This is a genomic window from Haloferax massiliensis, from assembly GCF_001368915.1.
Taxonomy (GTDB): Archaea; Halobacteriota; Halobacteria; order Halobacteriales; family Haloferacaceae; genus Haloferax; species Haloferax massiliensis.
The window spans coordinates 130,750-151,195 of sequence record NZ_CSTE01000005.1 but is presented as its reverse complement, the minus strand read 5'-3'; the positions used below and the strand labels follow the sequence as shown (position 1 = coordinate 151,195).

Sequence of the window (20,446 nt, the reverse complement as noted above, 5' to 3'; positions counted from 1 at the left end):
ACGGCGTCGAAGGCGCGGAGGAGGCTTCGATACCCCGAGCCGAAATTCGCGGCCGGGCGGGTCGTTCGGTCGCTCGCTCGTGTCGAGCGCGGCCTCTCGACCCGACTGCCCCGACCGGGACCGGCGGTTCTCAGTTTGTGAACCGGATCGGAGGAAGACGGTGGGATGTCGCCGACTGCGGAATGTTGCCGACGCGGAGACGGTGCCGACGTGGATGCCTGTGGACGACGCGCCCCGATTAGCTGAACGTCGGGAAGTCGTCGTCGGACTCCTCCATGTTGACGTTCACCTCGATGACGTTGGCGGTGTTGACGACGCTCTCGATGAGCCGTTCGTGGTACTCCGGCTGTTTCATCCGGCGGACTGGCCCGGAGACGCTGATGGAGCCGAGGACGCGGCCGTGACGGTTCGTCACCGGCGCGCCGATGGCCTGCAGGCCCTTTATCTCCTCTTCGTCGTTGAGCGAGTAGCCCCGGTCTCGAATCGTCTCCAACTCCTCGAACAGCTCCTCGCGGGTCGTGATGGTCGCTTCGGTCTTGCGCGGGAGTCCGTACTGGTCGACGATCCACTCGACGCGCTCTTTGGGAAGGTGGGCGAGAATCGCCTTCCCCGTCGCCGAGAAGTGGAGGTAGTCGGCGCGCTGGAGCTTGTTCACCTGATAGTCGCTCCCGACAGCCTTCTCGCCGCTCACCTTGTAGAGGTTGACGCCCAGTCCGTGCTGTTCGGTCGCTAAGTGGGCGTATTCGCCCGTCTTCTCCGCGAGTTCCTCGATTTCGGGCTTGCCGATGCGGTAGAGGATGTTCTGGTACCGGACGTACTCGCCCACGAGGAGGAACTGTAGCGACAGCCGGTAGGTGTCTTCTTCCTTCACGACGAACTTCTCGGCCCGCAGCGTGCTGAGGTAGTTGTAGACGACGCTCTTCGAGAGGTCGAGGTGGTTCGCCAGCTCCGTCACTCGCGCGCCGTCTAACTCTTCGAGCGCACGAACGACGTCGAACGCGCGAGACACCGTTTTCAGGGTCCGCGGTGAGCCGGTCGTGTGTTCGTCTGCCATAGTCCAGTTCGAAGCTCCGTCGCCATAGCTGTTTGTATTTGACAAACGTCCACTTCCGAGACGGCCCGATAATCGCACTAATTGCCGCAAAATCCCGTGACCGGGGACACGAAAACGCCGAATTACGTCTAACGAAGTTCTGAAAACGGCGAATTCGACTTCGAGACGCTGCGTTCTCATTGTACGAACGATTCGCCGTTCCGAGGGTGTCGATACGAGTCGACCCGAGAGAAAACACGCGTTTCAGTGGCTCTACACGAGGATTCGAGAGCGGGTGTGGCGAGCGATTCGACCGCGCTCGACTGAGTCTCGCAGAGACGCGGGCGGCGGTCGTTCGACCTCACCGAGAAAACAGCAGAGCGGCGGACGAACACGAGAACGGCAGTCGTCAGTCGGGCGGTTTCGTCACTCGGTCGCGAGGTCGGCGAGCGCGCCGGCGAGCACGCGGGTCGCGTCGGCGCAGTCCTCCCAGTCGGTCCACTCGCGGGGGTTGTGGGAGATGCCGTCGCGGGAGGGGGCAAAGAGCAGCGCGGCGTCGGTGACGGCCGCGACGTGCATAGTGTCGTGGCCGGCCCCGGAGTGGAGGTCGAGGGTTTCGAGGTCGGCGTCGGTCCCGGCGTCGTGGAGCGCGGCGCGGCACCGCTCGCTCATCTCGACGGGCTTGCGGTCCCACGGGTGCGAGAGCGCGGTCTCGACCGGGCGCTCGGCCTCGATGCGGTCGAGGCTCGCCTCCGCCTCGTCGATGACGTACTCGATGGAGTCGTACGCCACGTCGCGGACGTCGACGGTCAGGTCGACCTTTCCGGCGATGACGTTGGGCGCGTTCGGCGAGACCTCCAGTTTGCCGACGGTTCCGACCGCGGTCTCCGAGACCTCGCCCCGCTCGTTCGTCGCGCGCTCCACGTCGAGGACGAACTCGCTGGCGGCGGCGAGCGCGTCCGAGCGGTCGTCCATGAGCGTCGACCCCGCGTGGTCGGCCTCGCCCGTGATTTCGACGGCACAGCGCGAGAGGCCGACGATGCTCGTGACGACGCCGGCCGGGACCGCCGCGTCTTCGAGGCGCTCGGACTGCTCGATGTGGAGCTCTATCCACGCGTCCCAGTCCGCGGCGTCGATGCGCCCGTCACCCCGGTAGCCGATGTCCGCGAGGGCGTCGCCGAGCGGAATCCCGTCGGCGTCCTCGATATCGAGCGCCTCCGCGACGCTCAGCTCGCCGACGGCGACCGCCGACCCGATGAGGCCGCCGCCGAACCGCTGGCCCTCCTCCTCGGTGAAGTTGACGACCTCGACGGGGCGGACGGGTTCGACGCCGGCGTCCTGCATCGCGCGGACGCTCTCCAGCCCCGCGTACACGCCGAGCGGTCCGTCGAAGATGCCGCCCTCGGGGACCGAATCGAGGTGGCTCCCGGTCGCGACCGGGGCCGCGTCGGGGTCCGCGCTCTCGGGCTCCCACCGGCCGACGATGTTGCCGACCTCGTCGATGGTGATGGAGAGGTCGGCGTCCCGGAGGCGCTCGCAGAAGAACTCTCTCGCCCGCCGGTCCGCCTCGCTGCCGGCAAGGACCGTCCGTCCCCGACCCTCGTCTGTCGGGACGGCCCCGAACTCCGCGTTCGACTCGATGTCACTGCGGAGTCGCTGCTGGTTGACTCGCATGGTTCCCGGATTCGTGACTAACCCTATTTTATTGTTTGGAATTCGGTCACATGCGTGACAGTACCTGGCGACCGAGAAATCCCCGAAATCAGTAGGTACAGCGCGTTAGATGTGGGTTCCGGGACTCTTGCCCACCGCCCGTGTCGTTCGAGGGCGCACGTTAGCGACGTTCGAGGACGCGCGCCGGCGACGGTTCGGTCGCCGCGAGCGACCTGCGGGCCGTCGGTATGGACCGTCGCCTGCGGCGAACGGGTTGACATCCGTGCAGTAATCCCGGACAGCGACGAGATATAATTGGTCATTCTACAGTTCCCTCGCGCTCGGCGCTCGGAACGGTATCTGATATTACATCTTCTCCGTCTCGATATGGGGATTGTACTCACACAACCACAATTTTTATCACACAGTAACGGATTGGAGCGACTGTATGCAAGAGAATGGCAAGGGGAGCGATTCCTCCGATAGCACCGGCGACGGTACGCGTCGCAGTCGTTTCGACCGCCGTACCTTCCTCGGGGCGGCGGCGACGACCGGCGCGGTGGCGCTCGCCGGCTGTACGGGCGGCGGTTCCGACGACGGCACGACCGAAGGTTCGGGCTCCACGGACGAAGGCGGCGACACGGAGAGCACCGACACGACCGCGGCAAGTGGTGGGAAGCAGGGCGGGACGCTCCAGTGGGGCGGCGCGGTGCCGGTGCAGGGTCTCGACCCGCACATCGACACCTCGGCGGCCTCCAAGCGCGTCTTGGAGAACATCTACGAGGAAGTCGTCGCGCTGCAGGACGACTACTCCATCCAGCCGCACCTCGCGGAGTCGATGGAGCAGTCCGACGACAACACGGTCCTGACGTTCAACCTCCGGGAGGGCGTCACCTTCCACAACGGCGAGGAGATGACCTCGGCCGACGTGCTCGCGAGCTACGAGCGCGTCCAGAACGGCGACTACCTCGCCACCGGTTTCTTCGACTACGTCGAGGAGCTTCGCGCCCCCGACGACTACACGTTCGAAGTCCAACTCACCGAGCCGTTCGCGCCGTTCCTCGCCAAGATGGCGACGGCGGAACTGTCGGTCATGCCCGCCGAGAACGCCGAGAAGGACATGGTCGAAGAACCCATCGGGACCGGCCCGTACAAGTTCGAGAGCCGGGAGATCGAGACCTCGTTCACGATGACGCGCAACGAGGACTACTGGGGCGCGTCCGACGAGGACGGCCCGTTCATCGACACCATCGTCAAGAGCGAGGTTCCGGACCCGAGCGTCCGCCTCCAGTCGTTCCTCGCCGGCGAGTACGACTTCATCAACGGCATCGCGCCGAAGGACGTCTCCCGCGTCGAGCAGGCCCCCGACGTTCGATTCGAGAAGCAGTTCCCGAAATCGCTCGTCTACCTCGGCCTGAACTGCGACGTGGCTCCCTTCGACAACCGGGACGCCCGCCTCGCGCTCGACTACACCATCGACAAGGAGAAGGTCGCCGAGGCGGCCCTCTACGGCACCGGTCAGACCACCGCGTCCCCGGCGACGCCCGGCAGCCCGTGGGTCAACCCGGACATCGAACCTCGCCCACGCGACCTCGACAAGGCACAGGAGCACCTCGACGCCGCCGGCATGTCCGACGGCTTCACGGCGACGTTCAAGATTCCGCAGTCCTACCCGACGCAGGTGCAGGCCGCGGAGGTCATCGCCGCCGACGCCGCCGAGGTCGGCATCAACCTCGAAATCCAGCAGATCACGTGGAGCACGTGGCTCTCTGACGTCTACTCCAACCGCGACTTCCAGGCGACGACGAGCTCCTACCTCGCGCTCTGGTACCCCGACGTGTCGTTCTACAAGTTCCTGCACCCCAACGGGGCGTTCTTCTTCACCAACTGGGTGAACGAGGACTACAACGCGCTCGTCGAGGAGGCGAGGACCATCTACGACGAACAGGAGCGCGCCGAACTCTACCACCAGGCGACGGAGATTCTCCACGAGGACCGCGCCGGCCACCTCTTCCTGTGGTGGCAGCCGAGCCTCTACGGAGCCGCCTCGCAGTACAAAGGCGACATCGGCGCGCCCGACGGATCGACGCTGCAGTTCGGCGACAACTGGCTCGACCGCTAACAGGGATTCCACACAATGTCGATGTACAACTACGTCGTTCGGCGCGTCGGGTTCATGGCGGTGACGCTGTTTTTCGTCACGCTCATCGCCTTCGCCGTCACCAACATCCTGCCCGGTGACGTGGCCCTGCTCATCTTGGGCCCCAACGCGACCGAACAATCGCTCGAAGCGCTCCAAACCCAACTGGGACTCAACCGCCCGCTGTACGTGCAGTACATCGACTGGGTCGTCGGGCTCCTCCAGGGGAACATGGGCGAATCGCTCCGATTCGGCGAGCCCGTGGCGCAACTCATCGCCGAGCGCCTGCCGCGGTCGATGATGCTCGCGGTCGCCGCGACGCTCGTCGCCGTCGTGCTGTCGGTTCCGCTCGGCGTCTACGCCGCCGTCAACCAGAACGAAGCGCCCGACGTGAGCGCCTCGATGTTCGCTTTCGTCGGCATCTCGATGCCCATCTTCCTGTGGGGGCTGGTGTTCATTTTGGTGTTCGCCGTCTGGCTGAACCTCTTTCCGACCGGGGGGTACGTCTCCCCGAGCGAGGACCTCGTCGGGTCGCTCACGCGACTCGCCCTCCCCGCGGGGGCGATGGGCTTCGCGCTCACCGCCTACATCATGCGGATGACCCGGTCGTCGATGCTGGAGGTGCTCAGCGAGGAGTACATCAATCTCGCGCGTGCGAAGGGGATGAGCCAACGGGTCATCGTCCTCAGGCACGCGCTCAAGAACGCAATCATCCCCGTCATCACGGTCATCGCGTTCCAGTTCAGCTACGCGTTCGGCGGGGTCGTCGTGCTCGAAGAGGTGTTCTTCTGGCCCGGCATCGGTCGGTTGACGCTGACCGCGATTCAGAGCCGCGACATCCCCCTGATTCAGGGGTGCATCCTCGTGGTCGCACTCATCTACATGTTCTCGAACTTCGCCGCAGACCTGCTGTACGCGTACTTCGACCCCCGTATCCGCTACGGAGGTGACGACTGATGGCGACCGAACAGGAGACCGACCGCGGTCGGTTCACCATCACGCAGTCACAGCGCGACCGTATCGCCCGGTTCGTCCGGAAGTTCCGCAGTAACACGAAGGCGATGCTCGGCTTTTCCATCGTGGTGATGCTCGTGCTCGTCGCCGTCTTCGCGCCGCTCATCGCGCCGTACCCCATCGAGCAGACGAACATCGAAGACCGCTCGCAGGCCCCGTCGGTCGAACACCCGTTCGGCACCGACGACCTCGGCCGCGACATCTTCAGCCGCGTCGTCATGGGGAGCCGCATCTCGCTGTACGTCGGCTTCGGCGCTATCTCCGGCGCGCTCGCCGTCGGGGCGGTCATCGGCGTCGTCGCCGGTTACGCCGGTGGCCTGACCGACGAGATACTGATGCGCGTCATGGACGCCGCGATGGCGTTCCCGCCGGTGTTGCTCGCGCTCACGCTCCTCGTCGTCCTCGGCCCGGACTTGAGCAACGTCATCATCGCGCTGGCGTTCGTCTACACGCCCTACATCGCCCGCGTCTCGCGGAGCGCGGCGCTGGCCGAACGCAACGAGGCGTACGTCGAGGCCGCCGTCGCCCGCGGCGAGAGCGACTCGCGCATCGTCTTCAGCGAGGTGTTCCCGAACTGCATGGCACCCATGCTGGTGCAGGGGTCGCTGAACGTCTCCTTTGCCATCCTCGCGGAGGCGAGCCTGTCGTTCCTCGGTCTCGGCGCGCAACCCCCGCGGCCGTCGTGGGGGCTGATGATTAACACCGGTCGCGGCTTCATGGAGACCGCGCCGTGGATGTTGCTGTTCCCCGCGCTGGCTATCGGCATCGCCGTCGTCGGGTTCAACATGCTCGGCGACGGACTGCGTGACGTGCTCGACCCCAAAGTGGAGGCGATAGAATGAGCGCTCCCAGCACCGCGACCGACGGCGAGGCCGACGACGGCCCGCTGCTCGACGTGCGCGGACTCAGAACCGAGTTCCGCACCGAGGGCGGCCCCGTCGTCGCCTCAAACGAGGTGTCGTTCTCACTCGACCGCGGCGAGACGATGGGTCTCGTCGGCGAGTCGGGCGCGGGCAAGTCCGTGACGGCGCGGTCGCTCATGCGCCTCATCGACTCGCCCGGCGAGATTACCGGCGGGCAGGTCGTCTTCGATGGGGAAGATCTCCTGCAGAAGACTGACGCCGAGATGCGCGACATCCGCGGCAACCGCATCGCCATGATTCCGCAGGACCCGATGTCGTCGCTCAACCCGGTGATGACCGTCGGCGAGCAAATCACGGAGACGATTCGCCGCCACCAGGACGTCTCCAAGTCAGAGGCACGCCGGCTCGCCGTCGAATCGATGGACGACGTCGGTATCCCCGACGCCGAAGAGCGCGTCGACGACTACCCCCACGAGTTCTCCGGGGGGATGCGCCAGCGCGTCCTCGTCGCCATCGGCTTCTCCTGCGAGCCGGACCTCATCATCGCCGACGAGCCGACCACCGCGCTCGACGTGACGACGCAGGCGAAGATTCTCGACCTGCTCAACGAGATGCAGGAGCGCGAGGGGACGGCCGTGCTGATGATCACCCACAACCTCGGCGTCGTCGCCCAGACGTGCGACCACGTCGGCGTGATGTACGCGGGGAACCTCGTGGAGACGGCCGAACTCGGCGACCTGTTCGACCGCCCGCGACACCCCTACACCCGCGCGCTCATCGACTCCATCCCGGAGGTCGACACCGACTACGACGAACTGCCGACGCTCGACGGCGCGATGCCCGACCTCGGGAACCTCCCGAGCGGTTGTAACTTCGCGCCGCGGTGTCCCCACGCCACCGAAGCGTGCCGGACCGGCGGCGACCCGTCGCTCGACGCCGTCGGCGACGACTCCTCTCGCGCGGCGTGTCTCCACGCCGACGACCTCGACCTCTCGGAGAGCACGGTCCCCGAAGCGGGGACCGGCCGCCGCGACATCGACCGCACCGGCGAGCCGCTGTTCGAGGTGCGGAACCTGAAGAAGTACTTCGACGCCGGCGAGGGCGTCTTCGGCAACGTCCACCTCTCGTGGGAGGGCGGCGGCCTGCCGACCGTCGAGCGGCGGCACGTCAAGGCCGTCGACGACGTGAGCTTCGACGTCTACCCCGGCGAGACCGTCGGGCTCGTCGGCGAGTCCGGCTGCGGGAAGTCCACGGTCGCTCGCACCGCGCTCCGCCTCCTCGAACCGACCGACGGCGAGGTGTACTTCGAGGGCCAGCCGCTCCACGAGCTCGGCTCCTCGGAGATTCGGAGTCTGCGCCGCGAGATGCAGATGATCTTCCAGGACCCCCAGAGCTCGCTCAACCCGCGGAAGACCGTCGGCCAAATCGTCGGTCGCGCGATGGAGAAACACGGCATCGCCACCGGCGAGGAAAAGCGCGAACGCGTGGGCGACCTGCTCGAACGCGTCGGCCTCTCGCGGGCCGCCGCGAGCAAGTACCCCCACGAGTTCTCCGGCGGCCAACAACAGCGCGTCGCCATCGCGCACGCGCTCGCGGTCGAACCGAAGCTCATCGTCTGCGACGAGCCCGTGTCGGCGCTCGACGTGAGCGTGCAGGCGCAGATTCTCAACCTCCTGAACGAGATTCAGGACGACGAGAACATCTCGTTCCTGTTCATCTCGCACAACATCGGCGTCATCCGGCACATCTGCGACCGCGTGGCCGTGATGTACCTCGGGAAGATAGCGGAGTTCGGGAGCATCGAACAGGTGTTCTCGCCGCCGTTCCACCCCTACACGGAGAGCCTCCTGTCCGCGGTCCCCCACGCGAACCCGGACCGCGAGACGGACCGCATCCTCCTCGAAGGGAGCGTTCCGAGCCCCATCAACCCGCCGTCGGGCTGTCCGTTCCAGACGCGCTGCCCGAAGAAAATCGGCGACGTCTGCGAGCGGGACCTCCCGGAACTCGAAGCGGTCGACGGCGGCGACCACTACATCTCCTGTCACCTATCGGATGAGGAGATGAGCCAGCGCGACTCGTTTATCACGCCGTCGAAGCGCGCGGAGACCAGTCCGGCCGACTCGGACTGACGCCGCCCGCGCGGCCTCTTTTCAGTATTTGACGCGAAGTCGGGTCAGTACTTGACGCCGAAGTCGAGAATCTCGTCGGGGTAGTCGCCGAACTGCGCGTCCGTCTCGCGGCGAATCTGGTCTTTCGCGCGCCGCGCCTCCGCGAGCAGGTCGCGCAGGTCGGCCACCGGTTCGGCGGAGAGGTCGACCCGGAGGTTGTGGTAGAACTCCGGCGTCGGCGCGTGGACGAGCAGCGCGGCGCTCAGCTCGCCGCGGTCGTCGCCGCCCGCCGCCTCGCCGGCTTCGAGCGCCGAGACGAGTCGCTCGGCCATGTCGCCGTCGGCGGATTCGTAGGCTTCGGCGGTCGCCTCGACGACCGCCTCGCCGGCGAGCATGTTGCCCGCGACGGTGTAGTCGTCGCCGACGCGGTGGCCGGCCCACGAGACGCACTCGTCGCCGGTGAAGGCGAACTCGCCGCCCGCGCCGACGCCGTGGACCTGCCGGTAGGCGGCGTGGTCGTCGGCGGCGAGGAGCGCCTCGAAGGCGTCGTCGATGCGCTCGCCGCCTTCGGCGCGGGCGACCGCGTCGCGGCCGTGTTCGGGCTTCGTGTACGACTGCGTGACCGCCGCGCCGCCGGCGCTCACGTAGGGACAGGTCGCGCCGACGGCGACGGTGCCGGTCGTCACCGCCGCGCCGTAGACGTTCGCCTCGGGGTCGCGCGCCGCTATCGAGAAGGTTCCTGGGACGTGTCGCATGGGTTCGATACTGGGTTTGGGTCGCGCTCGCGTGATAAATACTCCCCTCTCGGGGGGCGTGGCGTGAACGTGGCGCGGTGTCTCGACGCGCGTGTTTCGCGTCCGATTCCCACTCCAAATATCCCAATAGTAGTGCAAAAAATAGACATTATTGTCTGCCCATCTCTCTTATTTGACTGAGTATCTTCTTCGGATCTTTTCGAATCGGGCGTGAATGATTTCATTCTCCTCTCTGAGGAAGTACGAGACCACAATCTAACTCGGTCGGCGGTCTCCGTCGGTGTAGTATTCGTGGTAGCGAGCAATACCGCCGCGTCTCACGCGACGACAGCCGCCTCCAACGCTTATGTCGTCGCGGCGGTAAAATCGGGGTATGAGACTCGGCATCGGTCGAACCGGCGTGGCGATTCTCGTCGGACTGTTCGTCATCCTCGGCGCGGAGGACGCGTACGTCTGGGCCGTCTCCGGGACCGTTCCCGGCATCGAGTTCTTCTTGGCGCTCGTGTTCGTCCTCGTCATCGCTTTCGTGGCGATTCGGGAGGCGCGGGCGCACCCGCCGAGTCGGTAGTCGCTCCGGGCGGCGGGCGCTCGCGTTCGCCCGCTATCCCTCTCGTTTTCGACAGTCCAGCGGCGCATCGCAGCATGCGGAGCGATAGGCCGACGACCTGCGAACCAGTTTGCACTCGCGGTAGCGGTAGGCCACGTCCGCGCTGCAGTCCTCGCAGGTGAGGGTGTACTTCGGCTCCGCGAACCGGCGGACGCGAACCGGCGCGTCGACCGCCTCGGCGCGGCGCTTGAACGCCGGCCCGTGGTCGGTCGCGCCGAACGCCTGAAACTGCTCGACGTGGACGAGTTCGTGTCGGAGCGTCGCCGACCACTCCGCGCGGTCGAACGACTCGAACGCCCGCCACGACAGCGACATGGTACACGTCGGCGCGCCGCCGAGTCGGTCCGCGCGCGCCGACGTGCTCTCCCACTGCTTGGGTTCGCCGACCGCGGCGTCGTCGACGGTCGGGGTTTTCACCGCGGCCGCTCGGCGCTTCGCGCGGGTGGACACTTCCCACTCGACGCGGTGTAGGTCCACGCTGAAGTCGTAGTCGCTCGCCGCGCGGCGGCAGTACGCCCGCGACCAGCTCACCAGCTCGTCGCCGGTCTCGACCGCGTCGTACGCGCTTTGGCTCCCGTCTTCGTGTCCCACGATTTCGAGCCGCGATTCGGAGCGCGCCGGCATGTGTGTTTTGCTCGCCCGCGGCGCTCGCCGATGCGCCGGCCGGGCGCGGTCAGGCGACGAGCGTCGCTCGCTCGTCGGCCACGAGCGCCCACACCGCTTCGAACAACTGTTTCGCACTGTTTCGGGACGTTCCTTCGACGGTCACGCGAAGGACGCGCTCGGTTCGGCTCGCCCTGACGACGAACCACGCGTCGTCTCGTTCGACGAAGATGCCGTCGTCGGTTCGAACGTCGTCGAACCGCGCTTGGCTCTCGGTCGCGAGCCGCGTCATCTCGCGGGCGCAGTTGTCGACCGCGACCGAGTCGAAAAACAGCGGGTACGCCGCGACGTCGCCCGCCTGTTCGGAGAGCGGCGCTCCCTCGTCGACGAGGCGCGCGAGCCGAACCGCCGACAGCGCCGCGTCCGGGCAGGGCGACTCGTCCGGCCACTGATAGACGCCGCTCGGCTCGCCGCCGAAGACGACGTCCGCGCTCGACGCCGGTCCGGACCCCGGGATTCCGTCCATCTCGACTCGCACGATGCTCCCGCCCGCGTCGGAGACGACCTCCTCGATGCGTCGACTCGCCTCCAGCGGGACGGCGACGCGCGCGTCGCCGTCGGCATCGCGGACCGCTTCCCGCGCGAACAGCCCCAAGAGCGTGTCCCCGCCGACGACCTCGCCGGTCTCGTCGACGGCGACGAGGCGGTCGGCGTCGGCGTCGTGGGCGAGACCGATATCGGCGTCCGTGGTCGCGACGGTCCGCCGGAGCGTCCGGCAGACGTCGTCGCCGTCGGCCACTCGGCGTCGCGGGAACGAGTCGTCCGCGGCGTCAGTGAGGCGCTCGACGTCGCAGCCGAGGCGTTCGAGCGCCTCGGCCACGATGCCGTCGCCCCGCTCGCCGACGGCGACCACGGCGCGCGTGTCGGAAAACGACGGTCGAGAGTCGCAGAGATGGTCGAGATGACGCGTCGTGGCGTCGTCCCAGCGACGCTCCGCCCCGATTTCGTCCCACGAGGCGACTTCGGCGGACGAGCCGTTGACCCGGCGGACGACCCTGCTCTGTCGCTCCCACGAGAGGCGCGAGCCGTCGTCGTCGAACAGTTTCAGCGCGGTGTCGTCGTCGGGGTCGCTGACGGTCGTCACCGCCACGCCGGCGTCGCCGCCGAGTCGCCTCACGCCGTGGGAGACGGTCGGACTCGCAACCGGGCCGAGTCGATGGACGGTGCCACCGCACTCACAGACCCCGAGTGCGACGGCGTCCGCGAGGAGCCGAGCGCTGTCGCTCGGGTCGTGGCCCACGACGATTTCGTCGCCCGTCCCCGCGAGGGCGCGACCGGCCTTGAGGGCGAGTTTCGCGGTCACGTGGGTCCCGTACGAGCCGCGGATTCGTGATGGTGCGAACATACCTCACGCTCTCCCCGAGGGGTGTTTACTATCGGCCGGATAATCCCGGTCGACGGCGCTTAGCGTCTGACAAACCGGCCGTTTCGGCGGTCGGACTGTCGGTGTCGCTCGGCTCGACCGCGTACACCACGACCCCGTCGTTTCCGTAGACTCGCTCGTATCGGTGACTGTCGGCGAGCGACCTGCGGAGCCGTTCGGTCCCGTCTTCTTGGAGCCCCCGGACGGTGTACGTCCCGCGGGGGACGTAGAGGTAGTCGGGGGAGGCGTCGACGGACTCCATCGACTCGGTGACGCAGGTCGCGTTCCCGCAGGTGCTCGCCGTTTTGAACGCCGAAATCTGGTCGTAGTACCTGTCCGGGCTCTTCCATTCGACGCCCCACGGTCCCACGAGGATGCTCCGCTCGGCGTAGTGGGGGAACAGTTCGGCGGCGTCCGAGAGCACGACGAACGACGCGTCCTCGTCGGTGTTGTTGCTCGCCCACTCCATCGCCTCCCGGTCGTCGGCGTCGATGAACGGGGGGAGGCTCGGACTGCCGTGGTGTGCTGCACCGAGGCCGCTCGCGGCGTAGAACCCGCCGAGGCACGTCCCGACGACGAGGACCACGACCAGCGTCGAGGCCATCACCTGCCGGTTATCGAACGACCCCCGAACGCCGTCCGTCAGCCGCGGTACGACGACGCCGAACAGCACCGTCGATATCATCATCGCCCCGGCGACGAACTGGAAGCGCTCCTTCCCGATGGCGTACGCGCAGACGAAGAGCCACAGCGGAAGCGTGAACTTCCGCTGGGAGACGAGCACGCCCGCGGCGGCGAAACTCGCGAGGAAGAACACCGTGACGACGGTCGGTTCCAGCGGGTAGACGAACTGGTCGAGGAGTCGACTGACGCCGCCGGCGATGCCGCTGTGACTGCCCGCCGCCCCCGCAAACGCCCCCACGCCGTGGACGGAGACGACGTTGACCCACCACGGCGCGGCGAGGACGAGGCCGCCCAGCGCCACGAGAGCTCCGCTGACGAGACCGGGGAGCGTCCGGTCGAGCATCGCGTAGAGGACGAGCCAACTGACCCCGAAGAAGACGGTGTACGTCGGATGCGAGAGGACGGTCAGCCCGAAAAAGATGATACCGGACCCGACCCACAGCGGGCGGCGAGTGCCGCGGCGGAACAGCCTCGCCCCGACGTAGACCCCGCAGAGCGACAGGAAGAACGCGGACGCGCGGACGATGCCGCCGGCCGAGAGGTGCCACTGCAGGACCGGGGGGCTGACCGCGAGAACCGCCGTCGCGACCCCCGCCTGTCGCCGCGTCGGGAGGAGTTCGAGGGCGGTTCCGTAGTACGGCACGAGGTAGAGGACCGTCACGATAGCCGGGAGGACGAGACTGAGCGTCATCCCCGAGACGCCGAGGTCGGTCAGGAACGCGACCACGTAGAACTGGAGCGGCGGGTACGCGAACGGAATCCCGCCGTCGTAGTACGGAATCGAAGTCGGGAGCGCGTAGCCGCCGGCCCGAATCTGCGCCGCGATTTCGAGATACAGCCCGGACCCGTAGGCCGGGTAGTCGTGGGTCGTCACGTACGCCGCCGAGACGACGAGTCCGGCGACGATGGCGATGGCGAACCACGCGTGGCTCTCGCGGCCGAGGCCGGGAACGCCGTCGGTGAACGCGTTCTCTCGGTTCGGGGCCGCGGGGTCGAGACCGTTCGACGTGTCGTCGGTCGTTGAACTCATATCGTTGACTCTCAGTTCCGCTTTCGGAGGGAGACCGGGTTCGTAAGCGAGACGCGGTACGGTAACCACCGCAGTTCGGCGACGGCCCACGCGAGTCCGATTCCGAGCGCGAGGCCGGCGACCAGCAGTTCGGAGACCCCCATCCACCGCGGGAGGACGTAGTAGACGGCGTTCACCACGGGGTTCGGGAGAACCGACCGGGGCGTGCCGCCGGCCCCGGCGCTCGGACCTCCGGCCGTCCGATTCCGGAGGTCGAGTTCGTGCGCGGGCGGGCCGCCGGCGCTCTCGTCGCCGGTTCCGAGCCGTTCGGCCTCGTAGGGGAACGCGACGGGGACGCTCCAGACGACGTCGCCGGTCTCGTCCAGTTCGAACACGCGGTTCCCGTTCGAGTCCGTCACGAGCGTGTGCCCGTTCGGGAGCCTGTCCGCGTCCCGCGGCCACTGGAGCTGTTCGTCCTGCCAGTCCCACGAGCGGACCCACTCGCCGTCGTCGTCGCGGTATTCGACGAGACGGTTGTTCTCGGAGTCGGCGACGAGCACGGCGTCGTCGCCGTCCGGGTTCGCGATGTAATCGGGGTTGTGCTGCTCGTAGAGGACGTCGTGGGAGCCGTCTCCGAGCGTCCGGTTCTCGACGAGGCCGGTGTCGCGGTCGAGGTACACGACCCTGTCGTGGTTGCGGAGGCTGACCTGAACGAGCCCGTTTTCGAGCACCTCGACGTCGTTGAGGTGCGTCCAGTCGGACGGGTACGGCCCGCCGGTCGTCGCGGGGTCGAACGCCGCCTGTGCGTCCCACGACCACTCGACCAGTTCCGTCGTCGTGTTCACGACGAACACGCGGTCCGCGGCGATGTCGGCGACGACGTACGTCGAATCGCTCAGCCTGTCGGCGTCGTGCCACCGCGTCGAGTGCTTCCCGGCGGTCACTCTGCTGTAAATCCCTTCGACCTCGCCGGTAGTGAGGTTCACGCGCTCGATGCCGTTCCGCGTACACACGCTCTCGCCGCCGCACTCGTCGGCGGTGAGGTGGTCCGCATAGAGGTACTCGACCGTCGCGTTCGTCCCCTCGACGGGGTCGACGTCCCAGTAACGGGTGTGGGAGTCGTCGTAGTAGCGCCGCTCTCCGTCGGCCCCGAAGGCGACGAGTTCGGCGTTCGCTCGCGCCCCGTCGCTCTCTCGGCCGAGCCACGTGTTCGAATCGGTCGCGATGACCGTCGTCCCGTTCGCGGGCGCGACCCGTGCGCTCTCGCCGGTCGCGTCCGCCACCGCCGAGGTCGGCCGGCTCAGGTACGCGGCCCCGACGATGCCCGCGCAGACGAGGAGGGCGACTGCCGCGGCGACTCGCAGATGCGTCCGCTTGACCATTGCATACCCCTCGGTCGGTGGACGGTCTTACTATCGGGGTGCTAAACTGCGGGCGAGTCGGGCCCTGCCGCCGCGACCTGTTCCCGAACGGACCTTACGCACGGAATAATTAGGGTTCCGAGGCCGGGAACACGACGCAATGGCGTCTCGTCTCGGAGCGGTCGAGGGCCTCGTCGTCCTCGGCCTCGTCCTCCTTGTGGCGACGACAGCGGTGCCGACTGCGAGCGTCGTCGACTTCGACGCCCGCGGGGGCGGGTCGACGGTCGCGGCGGCGTCGGCACCGAACGGTCCGAAGTCCGTCGACGACGTTCGACTGGTCGCCGTCGGCGAACGGGGCGACAGGCTCTGGCCGTTCACCAGCCGCGACCGCTCGTTCGACTCGCTGACGCTCCCGGTGAACCTCGTCGTCGAGGGGAACCCCGCGCGGGTCCGCTCGCTTCTCCTCTACTCGCGCGACGCGACGTGGGACGAGACGAACGAATCGTGGCAACAGGCGTCCGCCGAACAGGCACCGACCGACGAGGTTGACGCCCCGTGGGGGGCCGCCACGGGCGCGGACCGGTTCACCTTCGTCGACACCGCAGACTCGGGCGGGCTGTGGATCGCGGAGTCGATGCAGCTCCACGACGGGACGTACTTCGGGAGCCGAATCCACCTCCGCCTGTACGGCGGCGGGGCACCGGACGACTCGTGGACGGCGATTCAGGCCCACCGTGACTACTGGGACTGGTTTCGGCTCCGACACACGGTGACCAGTCTGGCCGGCCCGCAGCACGTCGTCGAGCGCGACCTGCTGCGGCAGCCGACCGTCGTCGACGTTCGCCGCGAGCGGTTCGCCAACGGCGGCATCATCGACGCCGACGGCTGGGTGTCGGTCGTCGAACTCGGCCCGCCCCAACTCTCGACGCTCCCGAAGGAGGACCTGCGCCGTCCAGCGACCGTCGAATCGGCGACTGACCGGGGCGATGCCGCGGCGCGCGCCGACCCCGAACGCGACGCCGCCGCCTCCGCGCTCGGTCCCCCGACGACGACGGCGGCTGGCGTCGGAAACGCCCTTTCGATACTCGCCGTCGTCTTCGTCGGTGTCGGGGGTCTCGCCGCCCTGTTCACCCGACGCGACGGGATGGATATGGGCGTGGTCGTCGAGCGCCTCCGCTGGTCCCGCCTCGCCGACTACCGATTCCAGCGCGGCGTCGCGCTCTTCGTCGCGCTCGCCGCCCTCCCGCTTTTGGTCCGGTCGGCCGCGCTCGGTTTCGAGAGCGTCGTCCCCAACCACCCGAAAGTCGTCGCCGGACTGCTCTACCCGGTGTTTGCCGCGGCTCCGGTCGTCCTCGCAGTTCGGCTCCCACGGGGTTACCGGCCGGAACTGTGGTTCGGCGTCGCGTTCGTCGGCTACGGGGTCGGGCTGGTCGCCGACTTCGCGTCGATACAGGTCGCGGTCGTCCCGGTCGAAATCGTCCTCCATCGGTTCGCCGTGCTCGTCGCGCTCGGGGCGCTCGCCGTCGTCGGACAGCGTCGCTTCGAGTCGTCTTCCCCCCGTCGAACCGCGCTTTCGGCGGCCGTCTGCCTGTGGGTTCTCCTGCTCGCGTGGCCGCTCTTTCTGGGAGTCTGACTACTTAGTCCCCGGATAATAACGGCGACACACGCCAAGACAGTTACCTGCCCTCCCCTACATGTCATCAACACGGCTAACCAGACGGTCGGTTTTGGCGCTCGCAGGCGCGGGCCTGACCGGCGGGTGTGTCCGACAGCTGGAATCGACGGTCGCGCGCGACGAACGGACGCCGCTTTCGCTCTCTGTCAAAACGGTCCCCGCGGACACCGACGCGATGGCGACGAGGCTCGCCCGCTATCTCGCCACGCGCCTCCAGACGGTCGGCATCGCGGCGACCGTGGTTCCGATGAGCCGGGAGGAGCTCCTCCGCGACGTGCTCTCGAACCACGACTTCGATATCTACGTCTCCCGCCTGCTGCTCCGGCGCGACCCGGACTTCCTCCGCCCCCTGCTCCACTCTCGCTACGGCCCGGGCCGCGGGTGGCAAAACCCGTTCGGATACGGCGACCTGTCGTTGGACTCGCTTCTGGAGCGACAGCGGACGGAGACCGGCTCCGTTCGCGCCGCGACGCTCGCGGAGATTCAGCGGCGCGTCGCGGAGGCCCAACCGTTCACGCCCGTCGCGGCCCCGCGGCCGGCGCAGGCGACCCGGCCGGAGCGAGCCAACTGGCCCGACGGCGTCGGAATCCACAGCCTCACGGGGTATCTCGGTGCGAGGACAGTCCCCACGGCGGCGACCGCCTCGCCGACCGAGTCGACGGCCGCGCCGTCCGCGACCCCGACACCGACCGAGCGGCCGACGTCCGCGACGACGACCGACGGGCCGACCCCCGCTAACGAGCTCCGCATGACGCTTGACGACTCGCGCCCGACGGAGAACCTCAACCCGCTTTCGACGCCGTTTCGCTCGGACGGGACGCTCCTCGACCTCGTCTACGACTCGTTGGGCCGTCCGATTTACGACCGGATGCGACCGTGGATGGCGGCGTCGTGGGAGTGGTCCGACGGGGACGCGACGACGCTTTCGCTCCGGCTCCGCGACGACCTCGTGTGGCACGACGGCGAGCCGATAACGGCGTCGGACGTGGCGTTCACCTTCCGGTTCATCTCCGACACGGCGCTCGGGTCGCTCGACCAGTCGGTGCCGTCGCCGCGGTACCGGGGCCGCGCCTCGCTCGTCGACTCGGTCGACGCCGCGTCCGACCGCGAGGCGACGATTCGGTTCGGCGACGTGAGCCGGTCGGTCGCGGCGCGCGCGCTGACGATTCCGGTGCTCCCCGAGCACGTCTGGGAGCCGTTCGCCCGCCCGACGAGCGCGTCGTGGCTCGACGGGGGCAACGTCACTGAGGCGCTCGTCCGGAACAACCTCTCTCCGGTCGGGAGCGGCCCGCTTCGCGTGACGGGAACGACGGCCAGAGAGTCGATTTCGATGGAGCCGTTCGCGGACCACTTCCTCGCCACCGACGACGCGCTCGACGGCTGGCTGTCCCGGTTCGACGGCGGCCTCTCGTTCGACTCGCTGCGGTTCGACGTCGTTCCGTCCGACGGTGCCGCCGTCGAGCTTCTCGCGGCCGACGCGGCGGACGCGACGGCGAACTCGCTGTCGGCCGACGCGAGGGAAGCCGCGGAGGAGGAACCCGGCATCTCCGTCCGCTCCAGCCGACCCGAGTGGTGTTACCACATCGGCTACAACCACCGGCGGCCGCCGTTTATGAACCCCCGGTTCCGCCGGGCGGTCGCCCGACTCGTCGACCGCGAGTTCCTCGTGGAGTCGCTGTTCGGCAGCGAGGCCCGGCCCGCGTCCTCGCCGCTCGAAACCACCCAGTACGTCCCGGACGACGACGCGTGGCGCGAGACCGTCTCCGAACTCGATTTCGTCGGCGACGCGGGGACCGGCACGCTCGACGCGGAGCGAGCGCGGTCGGTGTTCGAAGACGCCGGGTACGCCTACTCGACCGACGGCACCCTCCTCATTCAAGAATGAATCCCACACAGTCTCTGGTTAACGTCTCGCCGCTCGTCGCGGTTCTCCTCCGCGTCGTCGGCGGTGCCGCCATCGCGTTGGCGGTCGCGACGCTCACTATCGTCGGCCCGTCGCGCCTCGCGGGGGCGTACGGCTCGGGGAGGGGTCGATTCCGCGAGGCGGCCCCGTACCTCGGCCTGCTGACGGTCGTCCTCCTCGTGAACAAGGTCGCCCGCGGCGTGGGTCCGGAGCTCTCGTGGGCGCTGGGCTGGAACGCCACCGGCGTCATCTACGCCGTCGAGGGGAACTTCGTCGGGTCCGTTCAGTCGCTCGCCACGCCGGCGCTCACCGCCGTCCTCTCGACGGTGTATCTCTCGGGATACGTCTTCTTGCTCGTGTTCCCGTTCATCGCGTACTTCGTGGCGGCCGACGACCGCCCGCTGAAACTCACCGCTGTCACGTACGCGGCGAACTACGCCATCGGTCTGACCTGCTATATCCTGTTTATCTCCTACGGCCCGCGTAACCTCCTGCCGGGGCAGGTCGAGTCGCTCCTCTACAGCAGCTATCCGCAGACGCAGATTCTCACCGGCGAGGTGAACGTAAACACGAACGTGTTCCCGTCGCTTCACACGTCGCTTTCGGTGTCGGCGGCGGCGATTGCGATTCGGACGCGAGAGACGTACCCCGCGTGGGCCGTCGTCGCGTCGCTCCTCGCGTCCGCAATCGCGTTCTCGACGATGTACCTCGGGATTCACTGGGGGACCGACGTGGTCGCCGGGGTCGCCCTCGGCCACGGAAGCGTCGCGCTCGGCGACCGGTTCGTCGAACGCCGGTCGGCGGATTCGTGACGGCGGTTTACCGCCCGGATAATAAGGGTCGGCCGGTTCCATCGGCCGGTCGTGAGCACCATCATTACACTTCGCGTTCCAGCGTCCGCGTTCGCGCTCGACGATGTTCTCTCGCGCAACCCCATCGTCGAGGCGCAACCGGTTCGCTCTGTGCAACTCGATGGGGCCACGCTCTCCCCGTTGCTGTGGCTTCGAAGCGACGACTCGACTCCGGTCGAACCGTCGCTCCGTGACGACCCGAGCGTCCGCGAAATCTCTCCCGTCGCGCCCTCGACTGACGGCGGTATCTACCGTCTCGGTCTCGACCCGCTCACCGACGAGTTCATGCGACTGTTCGCCGACGACAGCCTCACCGTCCTCGGCGCGTACGGCCGCGACGGCGAGTGGGTCGTCCGCGTCCTCGCCTCCGACCGCAACGCGCTCAGTTCGCTCGTCGACCAGTGGCGACGCGCCGGCCAGCGGTTCGACGTCGAACGAATCGTCTCGCCCGAGAACCTTGCGAACCCGATGCGGTTCGGACTCACCGACTCGCAGTACCACACGCTCGTCACCGCCTTCCGGCACGGCTACTACGGCGTCCCCCGCGATTCGACCATCACGGAGCTATCAAACATATTTGGTATCTCCCACCAGGCGATCTCCCAGCGGCTTCGACGCGGACACGAACAGCTGATTCGGCGGGCGCTCATCCAGCGACCCTCGCTGAGTCTCCAGTATTAGCTCCTTGCACTTGCAACCAACAACACGACGAACGTCACGACCGTACCGACTATCAGAATGACTGCTCGGGACGGGTGACGAAT

The 20,446-nt window shown here is 67.7% G+C and carries 16 protein-coding genes; 9 read left to right on the top strand and 7 right to left on the bottom strand.

Annotated elements, in window-relative coordinates:
* Window positions 1–238 precede the first annotated feature (238 nt).
* Window positions 239–1,054: an IclR family transcriptional regulator gene (locus BN996_RS16895; RefSeq protein WP_089781017.1), complete on the bottom strand. Its 816-nt coding sequence runs from the start codon at window positions 1,052–1,054 to the stop codon at window positions 239–241.
* 405 nt (window positions 1,055–1,459) lie between these two features.
* The gene (locus BN996_RS16890) at window positions 1,460–2,707 is read right to left on the bottom strand and encodes a Zn-dependent hydrolase (RefSeq protein ID WP_089781015.1); all 1,248 of its coding nucleotides are present in this window, start codon (window positions 2,705–2,707) and stop codon (window positions 1,460–1,462) included.
* Window positions 2,708–3,134: 427 nt separating this feature from the next.
* Between BN996_RS16890 and BN996_RS16885 the strand changes: the two genes are divergently transcribed.
* From BN996_RS16885 to BN996_RS16870, 4 genes are read left to right on the top strand one after another with little or no spacing between them, the layout of a single operon-like run.
* On the top strand, window positions 3,135–4,808 hold the full coding sequence (locus BN996_RS16885) for an ABC transporter substrate-binding protein (protein WP_089781013.1): 1,674 nt from the start codon (window positions 3,135–3,137) through the stop codon (window positions 4,806–4,808).
* A 15-nt stretch (window positions 4,809–4,823) separates the two neighbouring features.
* Complete coding sequence (locus tag BN996_RS16880) at window positions 4,824–5,783, top strand: ABC transporter permease (RefSeq protein ID WP_089781011.1); 960 nt, start codon at window positions 4,824–4,826, stop codon at window positions 5,781–5,783.
* Window positions 5,783–6,682, top strand: a complete 900-nt coding sequence (locus BN996_RS16875; RefSeq protein WP_089781009.1) for an ABC transporter permease — start codon at window positions 5,783–5,785, stop codon at window positions 6,680–6,682. The genes BN996_RS16880 and BN996_RS16875 overlap by 1 nt, the downstream gene beginning before the upstream one ends.
* Entirely contained in the window at window positions 6,679–8,832 is a 2,154-nt protein-coding gene (locus tag BN996_RS16870) for a dipeptide ABC transporter ATP-binding protein (protein WP_089781007.1), read from the top strand. Before BN996_RS16875 ends, BN996_RS16870 begins: the two co-directional genes overlap by 4 nt.
* A 44-nt stretch (window positions 8,833–8,876) precedes the next feature.
* On the opposite strand, the gene BN996_RS16865 is transcribed toward BN996_RS16870, so the two are convergent.
* Window positions 8,877–9,566, bottom strand: a complete 690-nt coding sequence (locus tag BN996_RS16865) for a DUF1028 domain-containing protein (protein ID WP_089781005.1) — start codon at window positions 9,564–9,566, stop codon at window positions 8,877–8,879.
* A 373-nt stretch (window positions 9,567–9,939) separates the two neighbouring features.
* Here BN996_RS16865 and BN996_RS16860 point away from each other — a divergent pair, with 373 nt between their 5' ends.
* Window positions 9,940–10,134: a hypothetical protein gene (locus tag BN996_RS16860; protein WP_089781004.1), complete on the top strand. Its 195-nt coding sequence runs from the start codon at window positions 9,940–9,942 to the stop codon at window positions 10,132–10,134.
* A 33-nt stretch (window positions 10,135–10,167) separates the two neighbouring features.
* On the opposite strand, the gene BN996_RS16855 is transcribed toward BN996_RS16860, so the two are convergent.
* From BN996_RS16855 to BN996_RS16840, 4 genes are all read right to left on the bottom strand, one after another.
* The gene (locus tag BN996_RS16855) at window positions 10,168–10,764 is read right to left on the bottom strand and encodes a SprT-like domain-containing protein (protein WP_226908790.1); all 597 of its coding nucleotides are present in this window, start codon (window positions 10,762–10,764) and stop codon (window positions 10,168–10,170) included.
* A gap of 82 nt (window positions 10,765–10,846) precedes the next feature.
* Window positions 10,847–12,181, bottom strand: coding sequence for a phosphohexomutase domain-containing protein (locus BN996_RS16850; protein ID WP_089781000.1), 1,335 nt, complete (start codon window positions 12,179–12,181; stop codon window positions 10,847–10,849).
* Window positions 12,182–12,209: 28 nt separating this feature from the next.
* Window positions 12,210–13,913: an ArnT family glycosyltransferase gene (locus BN996_RS16845; RefSeq protein ID WP_089780998.1), complete on the bottom strand. Its 1,704-nt coding sequence runs from the start codon at window positions 13,911–13,913 to the stop codon at window positions 12,210–12,212.
* A gap of 11 nt (window positions 13,914–13,924) precedes the next feature.
* Entirely contained in the window at window positions 13,925–15,274 is a 1,350-nt protein-coding gene (locus tag BN996_RS16840; protein WP_089780996.1) for an aryl-sulfate sulfotransferase, read from the bottom strand.
* Window positions 15,275–15,413: 139 nt separating this feature from the next.
* On the opposite strand from BN996_RS16840, the gene BN996_RS16835 reads away from it, so the two are divergent.
* The 4 genes from BN996_RS16835 to BN996_RS16820 all read left to right on the top strand — a co-directional run bounded on the left by BN996_RS16835 (window position 15,414) and on the right by BN996_RS16820 (window position 20,363).
* Window positions 15,414–16,886 carry a hypothetical protein gene (locus tag BN996_RS16835; RefSeq protein ID WP_089780995.1) on the top strand — a complete coding sequence of 491 codons (1,473 nt, stop codon included), beginning with the start codon at window positions 15,414–15,416 and terminating at the stop codon, window positions 16,884–16,886.
* Between the two features lie 94 nt (window positions 16,887–16,980).
* Entirely contained in the window at window positions 16,981–18,813 is a 1,833-nt protein-coding gene (locus tag BN996_RS16830) for an ABC transporter substrate-binding protein (protein WP_089780993.1), read from the top strand.
* Window positions 18,810–19,643, top strand: a complete 834-nt coding sequence (locus BN996_RS16825; protein ID WP_089780991.1) for a phosphatase PAP2 family protein — start codon at window positions 18,810–18,812, stop codon at window positions 19,641–19,643. Before BN996_RS16830 ends, BN996_RS16825 begins: the two co-directional genes overlap by 4 nt.
* A gap of 51 nt (window positions 19,644–19,694) precedes the next feature.
* Window positions 19,695–20,363: a helix-turn-helix domain-containing protein gene (locus tag BN996_RS16820; RefSeq protein WP_167344165.1), complete on the top strand. Its 669-nt coding sequence runs from the start codon at window positions 19,695–19,697 to the stop codon at window positions 20,361–20,363.
* Window positions 20,364–20,446 lie beyond the last annotated feature (83 nt).